The sequence below is a fragment of the Achromobacter colocynthidis genome, assembly GCF_057334535.1.
In genome coordinates, this window is sequence record NZ_JBHFIZ010000038.1 from 111,643 (window position 1) to 132,861 (window position 21,219).

The 21,219-nt window shown below is 63.9% G+C and carries 21 protein-coding genes and 1 tRNA gene; 10 read left to right on the top strand and 12 right to left on the bottom strand.

Features of this window, described 5'->3' with window-relative positions:
- Nucleotides 1–54: 54 nt before the first annotated feature.
- The 3 genes from ACE04A_RS24675 to ACE04A_RS24685 all read right to left on the bottom strand — a co-directional run bounded on the left by ACE04A_RS24675 (nucleotide 55) and on the right by ACE04A_RS24685 (nucleotide 2,615).
- A tRNA-Pro gene (locus tag ACE04A_RS24675) sits at nucleotides 55–131 on the bottom strand.
- A gap of 202 nt (nucleotides 132–333) precedes the next feature.
- Nucleotides 334–1,299 (bottom strand): octaprenyl diphosphate synthase, encoded by a 966-nt coding sequence (gene ispB / locus ACE04A_RS24680; protein ID WP_100853993.1) that lies wholly within the window; start codon nucleotides 1,297–1,299, stop codon nucleotides 334–336.
- A 155-nt stretch (nucleotides 1,300–1,454) separates the two neighbouring features.
- Nucleotides 1,455–2,615 carry a fumarylacetoacetate hydrolase family protein gene (locus ACE04A_RS24685; protein WP_438859538.1) on the bottom strand — a complete coding sequence of 387 codons (1,161 nt, stop codon included), beginning with the start codon at nucleotides 2,613–2,615 and terminating at the stop codon, nucleotides 1,455–1,457.
- 134 nt (nucleotides 2,616–2,749) lie between these two features.
- Here ACE04A_RS24685 and ACE04A_RS24690 point away from each other — a divergent pair, with 134 nt between their 5' ends.
- The 5 genes from ACE04A_RS24690 (at nucleotide 2,750) to proB (ending at nucleotide 6,938) form a co-directional block, all read left to right on the top strand.
- Entirely contained in the window at nucleotides 2,750–3,508 is a 759-nt protein-coding gene (locus ACE04A_RS24690) for an IclR family transcriptional regulator (protein WP_279994379.1), read from the top strand.
- Between the two features lie 306 nt (nucleotides 3,509–3,814).
- Nucleotides 3,815–4,126 carry a 50S ribosomal protein L21 gene (gene rplU, locus ACE04A_RS24695; protein WP_006216228.1) on the top strand — a complete coding sequence of 104 codons (312 nt, stop codon included), beginning with the start codon at nucleotides 3,815–3,817 and terminating at the stop codon, nucleotides 4,124–4,126.
- Nucleotides 4,127–4,160: 34 nt separating this feature from the next.
- Nucleotides 4,161–4,421: a 50S ribosomal protein L27 gene (rpmA, locus tag ACE04A_RS24700; RefSeq protein ID WP_050445798.1), complete on the top strand. Its 261-nt coding sequence runs from the start codon at nucleotides 4,161–4,163 to the stop codon at nucleotides 4,419–4,421.
- A 188-nt stretch (nucleotides 4,422–4,609) separates the two neighbouring features.
- Nucleotides 4,610–5,746 (top strand): GTPase ObgE, encoded by a 1,137-nt coding sequence (obgE, locus tag ACE04A_RS24705; RefSeq protein WP_100853991.1) that lies wholly within the window; start codon nucleotides 4,610–4,612, stop codon nucleotides 5,744–5,746.
- Nucleotides 5,747–5,801: 55 nt separating this feature from the next.
- The gene (proB, locus tag ACE04A_RS24710; RefSeq protein WP_259250906.1) at nucleotides 5,802–6,938 is read left to right on the top strand and encodes a glutamate 5-kinase; all 1,137 of its coding nucleotides are present in this window, start codon (nucleotides 5,802–5,804) and stop codon (nucleotides 6,936–6,938) included.
- On the opposite strand, the gene ACE04A_RS24715 is transcribed toward proB, so the two are convergent.
- Nucleotides 6,935–7,612 carry a response regulator transcription factor gene (locus tag ACE04A_RS24715; protein ID WP_448718357.1) on the bottom strand — a complete coding sequence of 226 codons (678 nt, stop codon included), beginning with the start codon at nucleotides 7,610–7,612 and terminating at the stop codon, nucleotides 6,935–6,937. The genes proB and ACE04A_RS24715 overlap by 4 nt on opposite strands.
- Nucleotides 7,613–7,713: 101 nt before the next feature.
- Between ACE04A_RS24715 and ACE04A_RS24720 the strand changes: the two genes are divergently transcribed.
- The gene (locus ACE04A_RS24720; protein WP_100853988.1) at nucleotides 7,714–8,142 is read left to right on the top strand and encodes a helix-turn-helix domain-containing protein; all 429 of its coding nucleotides are present in this window, start codon (nucleotides 7,714–7,716) and stop codon (nucleotides 8,140–8,142) included.
- A gap of 97 nt (nucleotides 8,143–8,239) precedes the next feature.
- Here ACE04A_RS24720 and ACE04A_RS24725 read toward each other — a convergent pair whose 3' ends face one another.
- Nucleotides 8,240–8,809, bottom strand: coding sequence for a SecDF P1 head subdomain-containing protein (locus ACE04A_RS24725; RefSeq protein WP_485820626.1), 570 nt, complete (start codon nucleotides 8,807–8,809; stop codon nucleotides 8,240–8,242).
- 403 nt (nucleotides 8,810–9,212) lie between these two features.
- Here ACE04A_RS24725 and thiC point away from each other — a divergent pair, with 403 nt between their 5' ends.
- Nucleotides 9,213–11,126 carry a phosphomethylpyrimidine synthase ThiC gene (thiC, locus tag ACE04A_RS24730; RefSeq protein ID WP_100853986.1) on the top strand — a complete coding sequence of 638 codons (1,914 nt, stop codon included), beginning with the start codon at nucleotides 9,213–9,215 and terminating at the stop codon, nucleotides 11,124–11,126.
- Nucleotides 11,127–11,355: 229 nt separating this feature from the next.
- Here thiC and ACE04A_RS24735 read toward each other — a convergent pair whose 3' ends face one another.
- The 7 genes from ACE04A_RS24735 to gpmA all read right to left on the bottom strand — a co-directional run bounded on the left by ACE04A_RS24735 (nucleotide 11,356) and on the right by gpmA (nucleotide 19,598).
- Nucleotides 11,356–12,768: an FAD-binding oxidoreductase gene (locus ACE04A_RS24735; protein WP_485820627.1), complete on the bottom strand. Its 1,413-nt coding sequence runs from the start codon at nucleotides 12,766–12,768 to the stop codon at nucleotides 11,356–11,358.
- Nucleotides 12,765–13,484, bottom strand: coding sequence for a FadR/GntR family transcriptional regulator (locus tag ACE04A_RS24740; RefSeq protein WP_485820628.1), 720 nt, complete (start codon nucleotides 13,482–13,484; stop codon nucleotides 12,765–12,767). The genes ACE04A_RS24735 and ACE04A_RS24740 overlap by 4 nt, the downstream gene beginning before the upstream one ends.
- A 133-nt stretch (nucleotides 13,485–13,617) precedes the next feature.
- Nucleotides 13,618–14,820 carry a GGDEF domain-containing protein gene (locus tag ACE04A_RS24745; protein WP_485820629.1) on the bottom strand — a complete coding sequence of 401 codons (1,203 nt, stop codon included), beginning with the start codon at nucleotides 14,818–14,820 and terminating at the stop codon, nucleotides 13,618–13,620.
- Between the two features lie 152 nt (nucleotides 14,821–14,972).
- Entirely contained in the window at nucleotides 14,973–15,728 is a 756-nt protein-coding gene (locus ACE04A_RS24750) for a HesA/MoeB/ThiF family protein (protein ID WP_448718353.1), read from the bottom strand.
- Nucleotides 15,725–17,170, bottom strand: coding sequence for a S41 family peptidase (locus ACE04A_RS24755; RefSeq protein WP_485820630.1), 1,446 nt, complete (start codon nucleotides 17,168–17,170; stop codon nucleotides 15,725–15,727). Before ACE04A_RS24755 ends, ACE04A_RS24750 begins: the two co-directional genes overlap by 4 nt.
- Nucleotides 17,171–17,239: 69 nt before the next feature.
- Complete coding sequence (locus ACE04A_RS24760; protein ID WP_485820631.1) at nucleotides 17,240–18,838, bottom strand: murein hydrolase activator EnvC family protein; 1,599 nt, start codon at nucleotides 18,836–18,838, stop codon at nucleotides 17,240–17,242.
- A 7-nt stretch (nucleotides 18,839–18,845) separates the two neighbouring features.
- Nucleotides 18,846–19,598 (bottom strand): 2,3-diphosphoglycerate-dependent phosphoglycerate mutase, encoded by a 753-nt coding sequence (gene gpmA / locus ACE04A_RS24765; RefSeq protein WP_050445786.1) that lies wholly within the window; start codon nucleotides 19,596–19,598, stop codon nucleotides 18,846–18,848.
- A gap of 184 nt (nucleotides 19,599–19,782) precedes the next feature.
- Here gpmA and ACE04A_RS24770 point away from each other — a divergent pair, with 184 nt between their 5' ends.
- Genes ACE04A_RS24770 through secB form a run of 3 tightly spaced genes read left to right on the top strand, consistent with a single transcriptional unit; the run spans nucleotide 19,783 to nucleotide 21,109 of the window.
- Entirely contained in the window at nucleotides 19,783–20,205 is a 423-nt protein-coding gene (locus ACE04A_RS24770; RefSeq protein WP_259250914.1) for a rhodanese-like domain-containing protein, read from the top strand.
- Between the two features lie 59 nt (nucleotides 20,206–20,264).
- A complete protein-coding gene (gene grxC, locus ACE04A_RS24775; protein ID WP_100853981.1) occupies nucleotides 20,265–20,522 on the top strand; it encodes a glutaredoxin 3 in 258 nt (85 codons plus the stop codon).
- A gap of 38 nt (nucleotides 20,523–20,560) precedes the next feature.
- Nucleotides 20,561–21,109: a protein-export chaperone SecB gene (gene secB / locus ACE04A_RS24780; RefSeq protein WP_259250915.1), complete on the top strand. Its 549-nt coding sequence runs from the start codon at nucleotides 20,561–20,563 to the stop codon at nucleotides 21,107–21,109.
- Nucleotides 21,110–21,219: the final 110 nt, after the last annotated feature.

The window sequence follows — 21,219 nt, forward strand, 5'->3', positions numbered from 1 at the left end:
GGCTTTCAGCTAAAAGTGTCGGGAAACACTTTCAAGAATTCGACCACCAATCAGTGGTCGGGGCGAGAGGATTCGAACCTCCGACTCCTGCGTCCCGAACGCAGTACTCTACCAGGCTGAGCTACGCCCCGAGTGTGTGAGTTGGACAACTTACCAAACTCGTACTACCAACTTAGCGGCGCTCAGTGCTACCAAGTTTCTACTACTTTTTCCGCTGCGAATTAAACAGCGACCGCTATTAGAACCTATATTCCGTTTTTTTGAAAATCAGGTTTGCTTCCCTGTCGGTTTGCATCCCTGCCTTTCTTCAATCCGGAACATCAAGCTCGCTGCTCAGCGATCTCTATTCACCGCGAAAGCGCAGAATTCTAGCAGAGAATCCAGAAAAGGCGAAACGGGGTAGATCGACAGCGCGTCGCGCGCCCGATCTGCCTCGGCCACGGCGGCCAGGCGGGCGTGTTCCAGCGCGTCAGTCGCTTGAATCGCGGCGGCCACCGCGGCGAAATCCGCGTCGCCGGTTTTGATGGCGTCGCGGATCAACTGTTGCTGTTCCGGCGTTCCCACTTCCATTACGCGGATCAGCGGCAGCGTCGGCTTGCCTTCGCGCAAGTCGTCGCCCACGTTCTTGCCCAAGGCCGCCGCATCGCCGCTGTAGTCCAGCACGTCGTCAACCAGTTGGAACGCGGTGCCGACGTGGCGGCCGTAGGCAGCGGCGGCGGCTTCTTGTTCGGGCGTGGCGCCCGCCAGCACGGCGCCCACCTGGGCGGCGGCTTCAAACAGCTTGGCGGTCTTGTAGCGCACCACTTGCAGGTAACGTTCCTGCGAGACATCGGGATCGTGCACGTTCAGAAGCTGCAGCACCTCGCCTTCGGCGATCACGGTCGTGGCCTCGGACAGGATGCTCATGATGCGCATCGAGTCGGCCTCGACCATCATTTCGAACGAACGGGAATACAGGTAGTCGCCCACCAACACGCTGGCGGCGTTGCCGAATACGGCGTTGGCGGTTTCGCGGCCACGGCGCAGGTCGGACTCGTCCACCACGTCGTCGTGCAGCAGCGTCGCGGTGTGAATGAATTCCACCACGGCGGCCAGCAGTTGATGATGCGTGCCTTCGTAGCCCAGGGCGCGCGCCACCATCAGCACCATGGCCGGGCGCATGCGCTTGCCGCCCGCGCCAATGATGTAGTCGCCAATCGTGCGGATCAGAACGACGTCCGAATTCAGCCGATCGCGAATGACTGCATCGACAGCCTTCATATCGTCAGCAATGGGGGCAATAAGCGCGGGGAGATTCAAGACGTATCCGACAAGTGAAACGAGCCGCAAGGGGGCTCTTACCGCTGGGCCCACCAGGGATGGCGGGGGATTCGACCAGCGATTATACGGGGTGTGACAGGCGGGGCGGCCCGCTGCCGCCCCTCTTGTCAGCGCAAACGGCGCAGGCCGCCGCCCTAGCTGACCAGGCCGCGCTTGGCCAGGTTGGCGTACAAGGCACGCACGCCGAACGTCCACGGCGTGATCTCGGTGGACAAGCGCACCTCGTTGACCAACGCCCCGATACGCTCGGAGGCGATCTGCACGCGGTCACCCAGTTTGTGCGTGAAGCCCGTGCCCGGACCCTTGCGGTCCTGGCTGGGCGAGAACATCGTGCCCAAAAACAGCATGAAACCGTCGGGATACTGGTGATGCGCGCCGAACGCCTGGCGCACCAGGTCTTGCGGGTCGCGGCTGATTTCGCGCATGTAGCTCACGCCATCCAATTGGAAGCCGTCGGTGCCGTCGATGCGCAGCGAGACGTCGGCCTGGCGCACGCTGTCCAGATCGAAGTCGCCGTCGAACAAGCGTATGAAGGGGCCGATGGCGCAAGAGCCGTTGTTGTCCTTGGCCTTGGTCAACAGCAAGGCGCTGCGGCCTTCGATGTCGCGCAGGTTGACGTCGTTGCCCAGCGTGGCGCCCACGATCTCGCCGCGGCTGTCCACGGCCAGCACGATCTCGGGTTCCGGGTTGTTCCATTGCGATTCGGGCAGCACGCCGATCTGCGCGCCGAATCCCACGGAAGCCATCGGCGGCGTCTTGGAGAAGATCTCGGCGTCGGGCCCGATGCCCACTTCCAGGTATTGCGACCACTGGCCGCGTTCGACCAATTCCGCTTTCAGCTTGGCCGCCTGGTCCGACCCCGGCCGCAAGCGCGACAGATCCGAGCCGATCAAGGCCTGCATGCGCACGCGGATCTCGTCGGCGCGGCTGGCGTCGCCGCCCGCCTCTTCTTCGATCATCCGTTCCAACAGGCTGATGGCGAAGGTGACGCCGGCCGCCTTGATGGGTTGCAGGTCGCAAGGGGCCAAGAGGCGTACCCCACCCTGGTTTTGCAAGGTGGCGTCCATCAAGGCGCGCACGTCGCCCAACGATTCCCCCTTGGCGCTTTTCGCCAGCGCCACGCGGTCAGGGCGGTCAAGCAGGTCTGAAACGGTGGGGGCCACGGCCGTGATGTCGATGACCTCGCCGTTGCGCACCACCACCACGCTGGGGCCATCAATGGGCGCCGGGCGCCACACCCGGCCCACCAGCAGCGCACCCGCCAGGTCGGCGGGCAGTGAGTTTTCTTGGTTCATGAGTCTCCACGCTTTATGCCTTGTCGGCGGCATTCGAATAAGGAGTCACGAGTCTAGAAGAAGGCCGTTATGATGTCCAACATAGTGAATAATCGTCCAATATATTGGAAACAAGCGCATTGGAAACAAACTCGGTGACCAAGGAATACGATGTGCCCGCCATCCGGCGCACCCACGACATCCTGCGCGTGCTGGCCAGCCGCCGCACGCCGGTCAAGGCGGCCGAATTGGCGCAGTCGTGTCAGCTTGCCAAGAGCACGCTGTACCTGCTGCTGGACTGCCTGGAGCACCGCCGCTGGATCGAACGCAAGGACGGCGGCTACATCATTGGCATTGAATTGATGTCGCTGGGCTTCGCCTACCTGCGCCACGACGGTTTGCAAGCGGCCTTCCACGAGGCGGCCAGCGCCTTCGTGTCCCGCTGCAACGAGGTCGTGCAACTGGCGGCGCTGGACGGGTTCGACGTGGTCTACATCGCGCGCGAAGACGCCCGGCGCCCGGTGCGGCTGGTGTCGGAACTGGGCATGCGGCTGCCGGCCCACGCCTGCGCCTTGGGCAAGGCGCTGCTGGCCAGCCTTGAACCGGACGCCTTGGCCGCGTGCGTGCCCGATACGCTGCCCCGCGTGACCGAGCGCACCTTGGCCACCCGCCAGGCGCTGTACGAAGAACTGGACCGGGTACGCCAGACGGGCCTGGGCCAGGATCAGGAAGAGGTGGCCACGGGCCTCGTCTGCTACGCCGCCTATGTGGGCGTGACGCCGCTGGGCAAGCGGGTGGCGGTCAGCACGTCTATCCCGACCGACCGGCTGGACGACGCCCACCGGCGCGACGTCATGGAAGGCATCCGCCAGGTGGCCCGCCACGTCGCGCTGCGCGTGCTTCCCCCGGTCTGAAGCGCGCGCGCCACACCTAAGCCCTTAGCCCACAACGGCTTTTTGACTTTTGAAAAGCCCCACGCTAATATTGCGGATTCGGTCAGCAATGCCCGAATTACGTCGGTTGTTCGCGTAAACCCTTTGGGTGTTTGGTCAGCGCATTTAAGCTAAATGGCTAAATGCATTCGGCTAAATACTTAGGCTCCCTTCCTTCTTGCCAGATTCTGGCGCCCAGACAGGAATTCAGCCTTTCCAAAGCGGCAATCCCACCCAGCAGGGCGGGGCCTCGCGAATGAACCCATTTACCTATTTAAGGAACACCCCATGTACGCGGTCGTAAAAACCGGTGGCAAGCAGTATCGCGTTGCCGCTGGCGAAAAACTCAAGATAGAACAGATACCGGCAGACATTGGGCAAGAAATCACCCTGGACCAAGTGCTGTCCGTGGGCGAAGGCGACCAACTCAAAGTTGGCACGCCCCTCGTCTCCGGCGCTGTGGTCAAGGCAACGGTTCTTGCGCAAGGCCGCCACGACAAGGTCAAGATCTTCAAGATGCGCCGTCGCAAGCACTATCAGAAGCGTCAGGGCCACCGTCAGAACTACACCGAAATCCGCATCGAAGCCATCACGGCTTAAGACGCGACTCGGTACCACTTAGCAGGAGCTAAACATGGCACAGAAAAAGGGCGGCGGCTCTACGCGAAACGGACGCGACTCAGAATCAAAGCGTCTGGGCGTCAAGACTTTCGGCGGTGAACTGATTCCCGCTGGTTCGATCATCGTGCGTCAGCGCGGTACTCGCTTCCACGCTGGCGTGAACGTCGGCATGGGCAAGGACCACACCCTGTACGCGCTGATCGACGGCAAGGTTCAATTCGGCTTCAAGGGCGCGTTGAACAAGCAGACCGTTTCGATCGTCGCTGCCGAGTAATCGGACAAGCACGTCAGTAACGCGGTTCGCCGCGTTCTCGAACGGCAAAAGCCCTGTCGCATGCGGCAGGGCTTTTTTGTTTTAAGCTTTTTTGTTCTCAGGCAATTGGCGAGTAAAGTTTCCAATGCCACCTGGCAGCGCCCCGTGGCGGGCGGCTGTCCTTATTACCCACTACACGCGCAAACACCATGAAATTCGTAGACGAAGCCACCATTGAAGTGGTCGCCGGCAAAGGCGGCAATGGCGTGGCGAGCTTTCGCCGCGAAAAGTTCATCCCCAAAGGGGGCCCGGACGGCGGCGACGGCGGACGCGGCGGCACCATCTATGCCGTTGCCGATCGCAACATCAACACGCTGATCGACTTCCGCTACGCGCGCCTGCACCGCGCCAAGGGCGGCGAAAACGGCCGTGGCTCGGACCAGTACGGCGCAGCCGCCCCGGACATCACCTTGCGCGTGCCCGTGGGCACGGTCATCCATGACGCCGAAACCGGCGAAGTCCTGTTCGACATGGACACGCACGAGCAGAAAGTCGTGCTGGCCGCCGGCGGCCAGGGCGGCATGGGCAACATCCACTTCAAGTCCAGCTTGAACCGCGCGCCGCGCCAGTGGACGCCCGGCAAGGAAGGCGAACACCGCTACCTGCGCATGGAACTGAAGGTGCTGGCGGACGTGGGCCTGCTGGGCCTGCCCAACGCCGGCAAGTCGACGCTGATCACGCGCATCTCGAATGCCAAGCCGAAGATCGCCGACTACCCGTTCACCACCCTGCACCCCAACCTGGGCGTCGTGCGTACGTCGCCGTCGCGCAGCTTCGTCGTGGCCGATATTCCCGGCCTGATCGAAGGCGCGTCCGAAGGCGCCGGCCTGGGCCACCTGTTCCTGCGCCACCTGGCGCGTACCCGCGTGCTGCTGCATCTGGTGGACGTGTCCACGCCCGATCCCGACGCGGATCCGGTCGAGCAAGCCGTGATCGACGCGCGCGCCATCGTTGAAGAACTGCGCCGCTACGACCAGGAACTGGCCGACAAGCCGCGCTGGCTGGTCCTGAACAAGCTGGACATGGTGCCCGACCCCGAAGACACCAAGCGCCGCTTCCTGGAACTGTATGACTGGAAGGGCCCTGTGTTCGCCATTTCCGGCCTGACGGGCGAAGGCACGCAAGACCTGCTGTACGCGCTGCAAGACTACCTGGACGCCGAGCGCGAAAAGGAACACCTGTCGAGCGACCAGGCGGACGGCACCTATGTGGCGCCGGACCCCCGCTTTGACGACACGCGATCCGACGCCGACAAGCCGGCCGCGCCGCGCGGCGGTGACGAATAAGCCATAATCGCAGTCCTTTCGATTACGTCTTTTTTCGCCGCAGCCGGCGCCTACCATGTCTGCTGAAACACCCGCCGTTTCCGTCGTCACCCACGCCCAGCGCCTGGTCGCCAAAGTTGGCTCGTCGCTGGTCACCAACGAAGGCCGAGGCCTGGACCGCGCCGCCGTGGCGCACTGGGCCTCGCAGATCGCCGCCCTGCACAAGCAGGGCAAGCAGATCGTGCTGGTTTCCAGCGGCGCCATTGCCGAAGGCATGGCGCGGTTGGGCTGGCGCAAGCGCCCTTCCGTCATGCACGAACTGCAAGCCGCGGCCGCCGTCGGCCAGATGGGCCTGTGCCAGGCCTACGAAGCGGCGTTCGCCGAATACGGCCTGCGCACCGCGCAGATTCTGCTGACCCACGAAGACCTGGCCGACCGCCACCGCTACCTGAACGCCCGCAGCACGCTGTTTGCGCTGCTGCGCCTGGGCGTGGTGCCGATCGTGAACGAGAACGACACGGTCGTCACCGACGAAATCCGCCTGGGCGACAACGACACGCTGGGCGCGCTCGTCACCAACCTGATCGAAGCCGACACGCTGATCATCCTGACCGATCAGCGCGGCCTGTACGATTCCGACCCTCGCAAGAATCCCGGCGCCACCTTCATGTCGCATGCGCAAGCGGGCGACCCTGCCCTGGAAGCCATGGCTGGCGGCGCGGGCAGCGGCATCGGCACGGGCGGCATGCTGACCAAGGTGCTGGCGGCCAAGCGCGCGGCGCACAGCGGCGCGCACACCATCATCGCCTCGGGCCACGAGCGCAACGTGCTGACGCGGCTGGCGCAAGGCGAATGCATCGGCAGCGAGCTGCGCGCGGTGCTGCCCGTGTGGTCCGCCCGCAAGCAATGGCTGGCCGACCACCTGCGGCTGCGTGGGCGCGTGGTGCTGGACGACGGCGCCGTGCAAGCGCTGATGCGCGAAGGCAAGAGCCTCTTGCCCATCGGCGTGACCGATGTGGAAGGCGAGTTCGGCCGTGGCGACGTGGTGGCCTGCGTAGACAGCCAGGGCCGCGAATGCGCCCGTGGCCTGATCAACTATTCGTCGGTGGATACACGACGCATCCTGCGCCAGCCCTCGTCGCAAATCGCCCGCATCCTGGGCAGCATGACCGAACCCGAGCTCATGCACCGGGACAACCTGGTGGTGCTCTAGTCGCGCGGTTCCTGGGGCGGGCTGTGCTGCAGCAGGATGTAGCCCCATCCGCGCACGGCCAGCACCGGCAGTTCAATGTCAAAGCGGCGCGCCTTGGTGCGCAGCCGCGATACCAGCACATCCACGCTGCGCGCCCCTTCCCTGGGGTTGCAGGGAAAGAAGCGGTCGCGCCGCAGGCATTGCCCGGGCGCTCTCAACAAACGGATAAAAAAGTCGCGTTCGGTCAACGTCAATGGCAGCCGTTCGCCGGCGGGCCCTGACAGCACCCGTTTGTCCAGGCGCCAGGCTGGCCCATCGGTGGATGGCGGAAGCAAGCGGCGCCGCACGTTGCGCAGCAGCGCATCCCATTCCTCGGGCTCCATGCGGGCCGAACTATAGAAATGCACACCGGCCTCGAGGGCCTCGACCCGTTCACGCGCGGATGCCGCCGCCGACTGCCACACCACTGCCGCATCCGGCGCCGCGCGGCGCAACGCCGCAATCAGCTTCGGGACCTCGACGCCCTGCCCACGCAACACCATTGCGTCGACATGATCCGTGCGCAACCGTTCCAGAAGCTCATCGGCTGACTCACACGCGCTGACTTGCCATTGAAAATCCTGCAATGCAGCGACAAAATGATTGCTCGCCATTTCATCAAGTTGCACGACGAACACGTTGCCTCGTTCATGCATGTGCGCTCGCCTCCTAAAACTATCACCCAGGTAATGCTTATAACCACCAAAGTAAATCATGAGCAAGCTTCAATCGACGCGTGAAGACATTTTCAGACCGATTGAAGCAAGCCCGTCTTCTGCGTGGTCACACGCAGAAGACGCTCGCTCGTCTTGCGCGAATCTCGCAAAGTGCAATCGCCAGTTACGAAAGCGGGCTGCGGCATTCCAGCCGCTCCGTCCGTAAGCTTGCGCAGATTCTGAAGATTGAGCTGGAATGGCTGGAGACCGGCAAGGGTCCCATGGAAATGCCCATGGAAGGCTACGACCTGTCCGACACCTTGCCGCCCGTGGGCGTGGCCGAAACCATGCCCCGCGTGGCGCGACGACCGCGTCCACAAGCGCCCTGGCCGTTTCCCAACATTGCCCCGTCGCAGTTCGACGGCCTGACCATCGACGACCGCGCCATGCTCGAAGCGCTGACGCTGACCTTCATTGAAACAGCGCAGGCGCGCCGCACCGTCAAACCGCGCGGTCGCAAGATAGGCTGACCGCTTTAGCGCAACGCTAGTCGCTCAACCCATTACTGGCAGGCAAAAAAATATCCGCACCCTAGGGTGCGGATATTTTTTCTTATGCGCTGAAAGATCAGGGCTTGGGTGCGGGTGCCGTGCCGCCCGGGGCCGGAGCCGACGCCGGTGCAGGCGGAGCATCGCCACGAATCTTGGCGGCAATGGCGGAAGCCGCTTGGGCCGATGCCACACCGAAGGCCAGCACGCCACGGTTCAGCGGTTCGGCGATGCTCGGGGCGGCAACGAGTTCCTGGTCAATCACCAAAGCCAAACGGTTGCCGACGTTCTTCGTGCTGATTTCGGTCAGCTTGCGAGCGCCGGCTTCCGAGAAGCGCAGGCCCACGAAATTCTGACCCTGGCGGTCGACCAAAGCAGCAGCGTCGGTCAAGTCGGCGCGCGTCAGCACGGGGACTTCCTGCAAATAGAGCTTGCCGTCGGGCAGCGCGATTTCACGCAGGCCCGGGCCAGGTTGTTGGTGAGCCAGATAGAAGTCTACCGACGAGGCGGCGGCGGGTTGGGTCGTTTGTTGGCCGGCGTCGGGCGTGGTTGCCGCGCCAGGCGATTTGGTCGGAGCGGTTTTGCAACCCGCCAGCGCCAACGTCACGACAACCAGGGCGGGCGCCAATTTGCGTAGGGTCAGTTGCATGCTCGATTCCTTCTTCTAAGTTAGCTATGCCCAGCGAACAATAAGGCCCGCCGGGCGTTTGGTTGGAAAAAGTGTACAGAACCTGAATGACGGTGTCGCCGCAGACTGAATCCAAATGTAAAGCAGTAATACCAGCTCTCTAAGACGAGCGTTGTACGAATGATCTCATGCTGGCCAAGCATGAGTCGCACTGCGTCGTGACGTGCACAGGCTGGGCACGCTCTATACTTCGCTTTCGCGCAGGGGTACTCGTTCCACCTTTTGAGGTGGGACGTGTTGAGAGAGTCCCTTCGTACCAGTACGGATAATGCCGATGCTGGGAGCCGTATTTCCGCCTTGCGTCGCTGCACGCCTGGGGGAAGTCCATTCCCGATCGGCTCCAACCACTCGCTTGGAGCTTTCCATGAACGCCAATCCCAAATTCCTGGCCGCTACCGCCGAAGTCGACGCGGCGGCCGTCGCACCGTTGCCCAAATCGCGCCGCGTGTATGAGACGGGCTCGCGCCCCGACATCCGCGTACCGTTTCGCGAGATTGAGCAGGACGACACGCCGACCATGTTCGGCGGGGAAAAGAACCCACCACTGACCGTCTACGACTGCAGCGGACCCTACACCGACCCCGACGTCAAGATCGATATCCGCCGAGGCTTGCCCGCGCTGCGCCGCGCCTGGATTGAAGAACGCGGCGACACGGAAGTGCTGGCCGGCCCCACCAGTGAATACGGCAAAGAACGCCTGACCGACCCCAAGCTGACGGCGATGCGCTTTGACCTGCAACGCCCGCCTCGCCGCGCCAAGGCGGGCGCCAACGTGTCACAGATGCACTATGCGCGCCGTGGCATCATCACGCCCGAAATGGAATACGTGGCGATCCGCGAAAGCCTGCGCCGCGAGCACTATCTGCAAACGCTGCGCGACAGCGGTCCCGATGGCGAAAAGATGGTCAAGCGCCTGCTGCGCCAGCACCCGGGCCAGTCGTTCGGCGCGTCCATTCCCGCAGCGATCACGCCGGAATTCGTGCGTGATGAAATCGCGCGCGGCCGCGCCATCATCCCGGCCAACATCAACCACCCCGAAGTCGAGCCCATGGCGATCGGACGCAACTTCCTGGTGAAGATCAACGCCAACATCGGCAACTCGGCCGTGAGCTCGGGCATTGGCGAAGAAGTGGAAAAGATGACCTGGGCGATCCGCTGGGGTGGCGACACGGTGATGGATTTGTCCACGGGCAAGCACATCCACGAAACGCGCGAGTGGATCATCCGCAATTCACCCGTGCCAATTGGCACGGTGCCGATATACCAGGCGCTGGAAAAAGTGGATGGCAAGGCCGAAGACCTGACGTGGGAAATTTTCCGCGACACGTTGATCGAGCAGGCCGAGCAAGGCGTGGACTATTTCACGATCCATGCGGGAGTTCGACTGCCGTTCATTCCGATGACGGCCGACCGCATGACGGGCATCGTGTCGCGCGGCGGTTCTATCATGGCCAAATGGTGTCTGGCGCATCACAAGGAAAGCTTCCTGTACGAGCGCTTCGAAGACATCTGCGACATCATGAAAGCGTATGACGTGAGCTTCTCGCTGGGCGACGGGCTGCGTCCGGGCTCGGGCTACGACGCCAACGATGAAGCGCAGTTCGCGGAATTGAAGACGCTGGGCGAGCTGACGCAGGTGGCGTGGAAGCACGATGTGCAGGTCATGATCGAAGGCCCGGGCCATGTGCCGATGCAGATGATCAAGGAAAACATGGAGCTGCAGCTTGAACACTGCCACGAGGCGCCGTTCTACACGCTGGGGCCGCTGACCACCGACATCGCGCCCGGCTATGACCACATCACATCCGGCATCGGCGCGGCGCTGATCGGCTGGTACGGCACCGCGATGCTTTGCTACGTGACGCCCAAAGAGCACTTGGGCTTGCCGAACAAGAAGGACGTGAAGGACGGCATCATCACGTACAAGATCGCGGCACATGCGGCGGATTTGGCCAAGGGGCACCCGGGCGCGGCGATTCGCGACAACGCCTTGTCAAAGGCGCGGTTCGAGTTCCGCTGGGACGATCAGTTCAACCTGGGCCTGGACCCGGACACCGCGAAGGAATTCCACGACGAAACGCTGCCGAAGGATTCGATGAAGGTCGCGCATTTTTGTTCGATGTGCGGCCCGCATTTCTGCAGCATGAAGATCACGCAGGATGTGCGCGATTACGCGGCGGCACAAGGCGTCAGCGAGAAAGACGCCTTGCAGAAGGGCATGCAGGAAAAGTCGGTGGAATTCGTCAAGAAGGGCGCCGAGGTTTATCACCGGCAGTAGATGGGTTACGCGCGAGGCGCATCGTCGTTCTTGCGCGCACCGTGCCGCGCTCCACCCATCCTACGTAGGATGGGTGCCCCCCCCACAACCGGCATACGAGCACAGCCGCACACCGCGCGAAACCCATCAAGCAAATCGCGAAAATTCATCACCGTAGGATGGGTGGAGCGCGCCAAACTCGGCATAAGAACACAGCCACATGCCGCGCGAAACCCATCACAGCAGCCGCCTACAGCAACTTCCCAGGATTCATGATCCCCGCCGGGTCCATCACCTTCTTAATCTCTCGCATCAACCTCAGCTCCACCGCGTCCTTGCTGTGCAGAAAATGCTCGCGCTTGAGCTGCCCGATGCCGTGTTCAGCAGAAATACTTCCGCCATAGCGGTTCACCTCGTCCAGCACCGCATCAGTAATGGCCGCCCCGTTCACCGCCACCCAATCGCGCGCCGCGCCTGCCGGGCGGGACAGGTTGTAGTGCAGATTGCCGTCACCAAAGTGCCCGAAGATGAACGGCCGGATATCGGGGTACAGCGCCCGCACGCGCGCCTCGGCGGACACCATGAATTCCGGGATGCGTTCAATGGGCAGCGACACGTCGTGCTTCAAATGCGGACCATCAGCGCGCTGCGCCTCGGAGATTTCCTCGCGCAGTTTCCACAAGGTCTGCAACTGCGCCATCGACGCAGACACCGCGGCGTCCAGGCACAGGCCGCGTTCCAGCGCCGTGCCGCTCACATTTTCCAGCAGCGTCGTCAGGCCGGCCTCGTCCGCCGTGTCGGCAAGCTCCACCAGCACATACGCGGGATAGCGTTGGTCGAACGGCTCTTGCACGCCTTCGGCATGCGTCAGCACCAAGTCCAGACAATCACCCGAGAAGTACTCAAACGCCTGCAAGCGAGCGCCGCACTGCTCGAACAGAATCTCAAACAACTGCAAGGCCTGCGCGGGTGATTCAACGGCCGTCAGCACCACCGAACGCACGTCCGTGCGCGGAAACAGGCGCAGGGCCACCGCCGTGATCACGCCCAAAGTGCCTTCCGAACCGATCAGCAACTGCTTCAGGTCGTAGCCCGTGTTGTCTTTGCGCAGCGTGCGCAAGCCGTTGAAGATTTCGCCGGTGGGCAGCACGGCTTCCAGGCCGAGCACCAGCTCGCGCGCCATGCCGTAACGCACCACGTTCACGCCGCCGGCATTGGTGGCGACGTTGCCGCCGATCTGGCTGGAGTCTTCCGCTGCCAGGCTCAACGGCAGCAAGCGCCCCGCGTCCTGCGCGGCGCGGCGCAGGTTGCCCAGAATGGCGCCCGCCTCGGCGACCATGGTGTTGGCCACGGTATCAATCGAGCGCACGGCATTCATGCGGTCCAGGCTCAACACCACGTTTCGGGCCCCGGCGTCGGGCGTTGCGCCGCCACACAGCCCGGTATTGCCGCCACGCGGCACCACGGGCACGCCCTCTTGCTGGCACAACGCCAGGCAGGCGGCGACGTCCGCCGTGGTGCGCGGGCGCACGACCGCCTGCGCGTGGCCGTTGTACAGGCCGCGCCAGTCAGACAACCAGGGCGCGATGTCCGCCTCGGCGGTGTAGACGGTGTCGGGGCCCAGGGCTTGAACCAGGCGTTGCGTGAAGTCGGATGCGGTCATGATGTGGGCGTGCCTGCGGGAAAAAGATGATCGAGTTGCAGGCGGTTGGCCGCCTGCTGCAAATGGCGCACCGCCGCCTGGCGGGCGCGGTCGGGATTGCGGGCGCGGATGGCTTCAAACACCGCCACATGTTCCTGATGCACGGCGGCGCTCAGGCCGTCATGCAGGCGACTGTTCGCGCGAGCGGTGCTGACGGCCAGGCGCAACTGCCGGTTCAGGTACTGCAGCAGGTCCTGATAGCTGCGGTTGTGCGTGGCGGCGGCAATCGCGACGTGAAACGAGACGTCGTGCTCTACGCCTTGTTCGGGATGCTCAAGATGGGTTTCCAACAACGCCAGGGCTTGCGCCATGGCATTCAGGTCGGCGGCATTGCGCCGCATGGCCGCCAGCGCCGCCGCGCCCCCTTCCAGTTCCATCCGCAATTCATAGAGGTTGGCCAGCAGTTCGCGGTTGCCCGCGACCCCACTCGACACCTGGAAGCCTTGCCCCCCCGGGCGCGACACGACGGTGCTGCCCGAGCCCTGGCGGCTTTGGATCAGCCCTTGTGCGCGCAGGCGCTCGGTGACCTCGCGGATCACGGCGGCGCTCACGCCATATTGCTCGGCCAGCACACGGCCAGGGGGAAGCTTGGCGCCCACGGCGTGTACGCCGTCGGCAATATCCGTGGCGATCTGGTGCGCGACTTGTTCGGTCAGGGTCAGGCTTTTGGTCAGCATGGGGCGGATTATACTTAACTTTTCAGGTTATCTGATAAGTTAGAGCGGAAAAAATCCGGCCGATCAGTGGTCCGCGCGGGGCCGCAGCGCGTAGTGTTCCAAGCCATGGCGTCTCGGGCGTCTCGGGGCGTTCTCAAGCGGTCGCCGGCTCGCTGCTGCTGCCCGTCACCGGCTCCTGTTGCCCGTCGCCCGCCTCACCGTTATCCACTTCGCAGCAGCGCCCTCCTCTTGCCTTGGCGCGGTACAGCGCGGCGTCGGCGGAATCGAGGGCCGCCTGGGGGCTGCGGTTGGTGGCCGAAATAATCGAAATGCCGATCGACAGCCCGACAATGACCCGGGTGCCATCCGCCAGCGCAATAGGCTGCAAGGCGTCCAGCAGCAGATGTTCGCCCAGGCGCCGGGCGGACGTGGCATCGATACCCGTCACCAGCACGATGAATTCATCGCCCCCGATCCGCGCCGCCACGTCGTCCACCCGCAACATGGCCCGCATGCGCTGGGCAATCGTCACCAAGACCTGGTCACCGGCGGCATGGCCGTAGGTGTCGTTGATGCGCTTGAAATCGTCCATGTCCATGTAAAGCAGCGCGGCATCGCTATCCTGCCCGCGCGCGCTGGCGCATACGCGCTCAAGCGCCACCTGCAAGCCGGTACGGTTGGCCAGCCCGGTCAGCGCATCTTCGTTGGCGCGCCGTTTGCTGGCCCGTTCAGCCACCATGGTCGACACCAGGATGCGGTTCAGCCGGTGCGAGGCAATGGTCATGCTGACCAGGTAGAACGGGATCTGGATGAAGACGATGGCGGTGACGTATTCGCCCGTGAACAAGGCGCCCAGGCACATCGGGCCCAGGCTCAGGAAGATCATGACGCCCACCAGGCGCGGCGCGCCGTAGTTGCGAAAGCAGATACCGCCGGCCATTGCCCCGCAGGAGACGCCCGCCAGGGTGGCCGCCAGCCAATCGCCGTTCAGGAAGGTGATGAAGACGCCATACCCCACGCTGAAGGCCCAACCCAGCGCCAGCACGATATACAGGTCAGTGTGGGTGTTGCCGCCCTTGGGCGCGGCGCGCAAGGCCGCGCGCAGGACCATGACGCGGACAATGGCCAGCACCACCTCCAGCAGCAGCCATGACACGTACAGGGGTTCGGGGCGTCGCCAGGCGCCCACGCCGGAAATCATGAGTGTGTTGATGACGCCGCCCGCAAAAATGGGCAGCGTGCCGAATAGGCTGGCAATCAGCGCCGCCCGGATGTCCGCGGGCGTGTCCGGCCCCGAATGGGTCAGCCAGCGCGTCAGGCGCCACTTGGGCGAGCTGAACTTCAGTCCTGTATCCACGCGGTCACGTCCATATCGCCACCTTTGATTTCAGTAGGCTGGCTGGCGTTATAGCAGGTATTTCAGGCCTTTAATATTGTCCGCGAGGGCAATACGGCGCCTGTAGAGGGGGCGGCGCCAAAGCGCGCGGGCCGCCGAAGCGAGGCTGCGACCTAGTGCCCGCGATGCCCGCAGACCGCGCATTCGGGGTCGCGCTGCACGTTGACGCTGCGCCATTGCATGGTGCGGACATCCAGCCACAGCAGGCGGCCAGACAGGCTTTCGCCCACGCCGGACAGAAGTTTCAGGGCCTCGGCGGCCTGCATGCTGCCGATGATGCCGACCACGGGGGCAAACACGCCCATCGTGGCGCAGTTGGCTTCCTCGACGTCGTCGGCTTCGGGAAACAGGCAGTGGTAACAGGGCGCGCTGTCGTCGCGCAGGTCGTACACGCTGACCTGCCCGTCAAAGCGGATGGCCGCGCCGGACACCAAGGGCTTGCGGTGTTGCACACAAGCGCGGTTGATGGCGTGGCGGGTAGCGAAGTTGTCGGTGCAGTCCAGCACCAGGTCCGCCGCCGCGACGGCATCAGAGAGCGCTTGCCCTTGCAGCCGTTCGACCCGGGCATGGACGCGCGCCTGCGGGTTGAACGCCGCGAGCATGTCGCGCCCGGACTCGGCCTTGTGGCGGCCGACGCTGGCGGTGGTGTGGAGGATCTGGCGTTGCAGGTTGCTGAGCTCGACGACGTCGTCGTCGGCCAGGGTGATGTCACCCACGCCGGCGGTGGCCAGGTACAGGGCGGCGGGGGAACCCAGCCCCCCCGCACCCACGATAAGCACACGCGCCGCCAGCAGTTTTTCCTGCCCTTCTATACCCAGCTCCTCAAGCAGGATGTGGCGGGCGTAGCGCAGCAATTGCTGGTCGTTCATTTGTCCTTGCTGGGCTCGACTCCGGTCGGCGTGATCTTCATGCGCGTGGGCGTACCGCCACCGGCCTTGGCGTCAGCCTTGGCCTGGGCTCGCGCCGAACCCTTCTGCACCGGCTTGCCGGCCAGCACGTTCAAGGCTTGCTGCAGTTGGAAATCATCCTTGCCGCCGAACTCGAACACCTTGGTGGGCAGGTCGACGTTGTCTTGCGCCGAGTTGGACTTCACCTCGTTGGCGGTCTCGGGGTTGGACAGGTGGCGCTGCAGGTCGGCTTCGCGCGGCAGACGGAACAGATCGCCGTCGGCCGTATCGGCAACGACGTAGTCCGGTTCAATGCCCGTGGCTTGAATGGAACGGCCGCTGGGCGTGAAGTAGCGCGAGGGCGTCAGCTTGACGGCGGTGGATTCGGACAGCGGCAGGATGACCTGCACCGAGCCCTTGCCGAACGTACGGTTGCCCAGCACCTTGGCGCGCTTGTGGTCTTGCAGCGCGCCGGCCACAATTTCGGACGCCGAGGCCGAGCCCACGTTCACCAGCACCACCATCGGCACCGTCTTGGTCCAGGCCGGCAGGCCCGACAGGTAGTTGCTTTCGCCGCGGGCATATTCCGACGGCGTGGCCAGGTACTTGTGGCGGGCGTCGGGCGTGCGGCCGTCGGTGGAGACCACCAGGGTGTCCGGCGGCAGGAATGCACCCGACACGCCGATGGCGCTGGTCAGCAGGCCGCCCGGGTCGTTACGCAAGTCCAGCACCAGGCCCTTAGGCGCTTCCTTCGCGCCCAGGTCCTTCAGTTGCTTGGCCAGATCAGCGCCGGTCTTTTCCTGGAACTGCGCAACACGGACATAGCCGATGCCGTTGTCCAGCATCTTGCTGCGCACGCTGCGCACCTTGATGACATCACGCACGATCTTCAGCACGATGGGCTGGGGACGATCGGCACGCATGATGGTCAGGGTGATGGGCGACTTGGGCGCGCCACGCATGAGCTTGACCGCGTCGTTCAGGGTCATGCCCTTGGTGGGCGTGTCGTCGATCTTGATGATGAGGTCACCGGCCATGACGCCAGCGCGCGCGGCGGGCGTGTCTTCGATGGGTGAAATCACCTTCACGAAGCCGTCTTCCGCGCCGACTTCGATGCCCAGGCCGCCGAACTCGCCTTGGGTCGCCGTCTGCATTTCGCGGAAGGCGTCGGCATCCAGGTAGGCCGAGTGCGGGTCAAGGTTCGAGACCATGCCCGAGATCGCGTTGTCGATCAGGGTTTTGTCGTCGACCGCTTCGACGTAGTTGTTTTTGATGGCGGCGAAAACATTGCTCAGTTGCCTGAGCTCGTCCAAAGGCAATGGACTGCCGCGCTGGGCAACGGCTGTTACCCCTACGCTAAGCAATACGCCAGCCACCGCACCGATGGCAATCAGACCGAAACCGCGAAACTTGCGAGTGCCCATGCACACTTCCCGAATTTTGTTTTCGCCGATGGCGGTTTGGTAATTTACCAACGACTTGTACCTACCAACCTATTGGGCCAGCCACTGGGCCGGGTCCACAGGAGCGCCACGATGGCGAATTTCAAAGTATAGGCCGGATTCCACTTGGCCGCCGGTTGCACCTACGGTAGCAATAGTATCGCCACCTGACACCGAATCCCCCACTCGTTTGAGCAGGCTTTGGTTGTAAGCATAGACAGTCAGGTACTGCTGGCCATGATCCACAATGATGAGATTGCCAAAACCACGCAGCCAGGCGGCGTAGACCACGGTGCCAGGGGCCACCACCTTGACGGGGGTGCCTTCCGGCGCGCGCAGCACCACGCCGCGCCAGACGCCGCCATCCGGGCGGTCAACCCCGAAACGGCCTTGCACCTGGCCGCGCACCGGCATGGCCAAGCCATGTTTCAAGCCGCTGCCACTTCCCAGCGGCGCGGCGCGGGCGCTTTGTTGCGCCGATGCACTGCGGGTTGGAGTGGTGTCGGCCTCTGCGGGTTCCGTATTTTTTGCGGGTTCCGGCGATTTGGCAGGCGTCTGCCGCGCCGATCCGGCTGGATCGGTCAGGCGGGTCTGCCCTTGTTCAGCCGGGCGTAATCCGGCGGCGTCGGGATCGGCCACGGCGACCGGGCCGCGGCTCTGGCGCGATGCCGCCTCGACTTGTTCACGGGCTTGGGCCGCGTCGCGGGCATCGCGACTATCGCGGTCGCGTCGGGCGGCGGATTCGGCGGCCAGCTTGCGGTCGGCCTCGGCCTTTTTGCGGGCTTCTTCCGCGCGGCGTTCGGCCTCAGCGCGTTTGCGGGATTCTTCAGCGGCGCGGCGCGCTTCTTCCACGCGGCGAGCCTCTTCGGCCTTCTTGCGCGCCTCTTCGGCCTTACGGGCTTCTTCAATCTGCTTGGCGATAGCCGCATCCAGATCGGTGATCAGGCGCGACAGGCGCTGGTCGTCGCGCCCCAGCTTGTTGGCTTCGGCGCGCTGGGCGGCAATCTGCCCTTCCAACTGCGCCAGGAGCGTGGCGCGCTCTTTCTGCTGCCCGACCAGCGCGGCCTTTTGCTCGGAGGTTTCAGCCACGACTTTTTCGATTTCATCGCGCCGGGCATCGGCACGCGCCTGCAAGGCCGCCAGGCGATCGATGTCCGCCCGAAGCGCCTTGACGGCATTGGCCCGGGCTTGCGACACGTAGTCCAGGTAGCCCAGGTTGCGGCCCAGCACTTGGGGGTCGTCGCCGGACAGCAGCGCCGTCCACGGCGACAGGCCGCTGGTGTACTGGGTGCGAAGCTGGTCGGCAAGTTCCACGCGGCGCTTGGCCAGCACGGCTTCCTGCTCGCCGATCTGCTTTTCCAGCCCGGTCAGTTCGGTCTGCGCCTGGCGACCGGCATCGGCCAGTTCGCGCAGGCGCAGGTTGATCTTGGAAATGGCCGATTCCGACTGCTTAAGCGCGTCGGCGGCTTCCTTGCGGGCGGTTTCCCGCCCGTCGATTTCCTTTTGCAGATTCTCGATGCGGTCGCGCAAGGCCGCCTGCTGACGCTCGGCGTCGGACTGGCGGCCTGCAAGGTCGTTGGGCGCGGCGCGAGCCGATAGCACCCCACTGGTCAACATGACCGCCAACAACAACCCTGCCGTGCGACGCATAGAGATATCAGTCCTTCTTAGCCTTGCCTTGGGCGGCAACCGCAGCCATGGCCGCCTCGATCTCGGCGGCATCGCCCAGATAATAGTGGCGGATCGGGCGCAGGTCATCATCCAATTCATAGACCAGCGGCTGGCCGGTCGGGATGTTCAGGTTGACGATGTCGTCGTCCGAGACGTTGTCCAGGTGCTTGATCAGCGCACGCAGGCTGTTGCCGTGGGCGGCGATCAGCACCTTGCGGCCGGCGCGGATGGCCGGGGCAATCGAATCGTTCCAGAACGGCAGCACGCGGTCCACGGTGTCTTTCAGGCATTCGGTGGCGGGCAGCTGGTCGGCCGGGATCTTGGCGTAGCGGCTGTCGAAACGCGGGTGGCGTTCGTCGTCCAGCGACAGCGGTTCCGGGGCGATGGCGTAGGCACGGCGCCAGATCAGCACTTGCTCGTCGCCATACTTGGCGGCGGTTTCGGCTTTGTTCAAGCCCTGCAGCGCGCCGTAGTGGCGTTCGTTCAGGCGCCAGTTCACGCCCACGGGGGTGTACATGGCGTCCATGGCGTCCAGCGCGATCCACAGCGTGCGGATGGCGCGCTTGAGCACCGACGAGTAGGCCAGGTCGAAGGTATAGCCTTCTTTTTTCAGCAGCTCGCCGGCTTTTCGGGCCTGTTCACGGCCGGTTTCGGTCAGGTCGACGTCGGTCCAGCCGGTGAAGCGGTTTTCCAGATTCCACTGGCTTTCGCCGTGGCGCATGAGAACAAGTTTATGCATGGTTTGGCACGCTTTCCGCGCGGGTTAAAGTTAAAGGATGGTTAAAGAATGCGCTCATTTTATAATTGAGTGATTTTGCCCTTGATTTTGCCCCGGCGCACTCGTCCAATTCCCTGGCGCGGCGCCCGCGGGTTGGCCGAGGGTTCGCCCATATCCGGCTCGCTGCCGCCCTTCAGGATGACCCGTGGATCTTTTGCAATTCTTGCTCGATAAAAATAACGTCTTCATCGTCGCCGTCACCGTGATCTCTGGCGTGATGCTGGCTATTCCCGCCCTGCGCAAGGGCCGCAAGGGCTCGGCCGTCAGCACCGGCGAGGCCATCCAGATGGTGAACCAGCGCAACGCCGTGTGGATCGACGTGCGCCCCGCCGAACAATTCCAGGCCGGCCACATCGCCCAGGCACGAAATGTGCCGGCGGCCGACATCGAACAAAAGGCCGCGTCGCTGCCGAAGAACAAGCCGCTGGTTGTGGTTTGCGACAATGGCCGCGACTCGGCCCGCGCCGCCGCAAAGCTGCGTGCGCAAGGCTTCGCCGACGCGGTGCCGCTGGAAGGCGGCATGCGCGCCTGGTCGGCCGCCAGCCTGCCGGTCACCCAAAAGGGCTGACCCGGGCCGCCCCCGGGGCTGCCCCCATCTCTTCAATCTTGAACTCGCAAGGAGCGCCTATGAATAAAGTCGTCATGTACAGCAAGGACTACTGTCCCTATTGCTCGCGCGCGAAGGCCCTGCTTGAGCAGCGTGGCGTGACCGACCTGGAAATCATCCAGATCGACCGCGACCCGTCACAACGCGATGTCATGATCGAACGTACCGGCCGACGCACCGTGCCGCAAATCTTCATCGGCGATAAACATGTCGGCGGTTGCGACGACCTGATGGCCCTGGACCGCTCGGGTGGCCTTGCCCCCTTGCTCAACGGCTAATCGCCTCTACTTTTGCCCCCCCACCAACGGAAATACTCATGGCTGATCAAGACCAAAACACCCAGCAAGAAGGCGGCAACGACGCGCCCTCGTTCAATCTGCAACGCGTCTACCTGAAAGACCTTTCGCTGGAAATGCCGAACGCGCCCCACGTCTTCCTGGAGCAAGAAGCGCCCCAGGTTGAAGTGAGCATCACCGTGGGCGGCCAACGTCTGGCCGAAACCGTGTTCGAAACCACGGTCACCGTCACCGTCACCACCCGCATCAACGACAAGGTTGTGTACCTGGTCGAAGGCACGCAAGCCGGCATCTTCGAAGCGGCCAACATCCCCGAAGAGCAGCTGGATCCGCTGCTGGGCATTGTTTGCCCGACGATGCTGTACCCGTACCTGCGCGCCAACGTGGCCGATGCGATCACCCGCACCTCGATGCCGCCGCTGCACCTGACCGAAGTCAACTTCCAAGCCCTGTACGAACAGCGCCTGGCCGAGTTGCAACAGCAGCAGCAAGGCGCCGCCAACGGCAACGGCAATACCAACGGCAGCGATTCGGGCATCATCCTGCCCGCCAGCGCCACCCGTCAGTAAGCACGCCGCGCCCCGATGAACCATCCCGCTCTGCCGCGCTTGCGCGTTGCCGTCCTGGGTGCGGGAAGTTGGGGCACCGCGTTGGGGGGGGGGGGGGGGGGGGGGGGGGG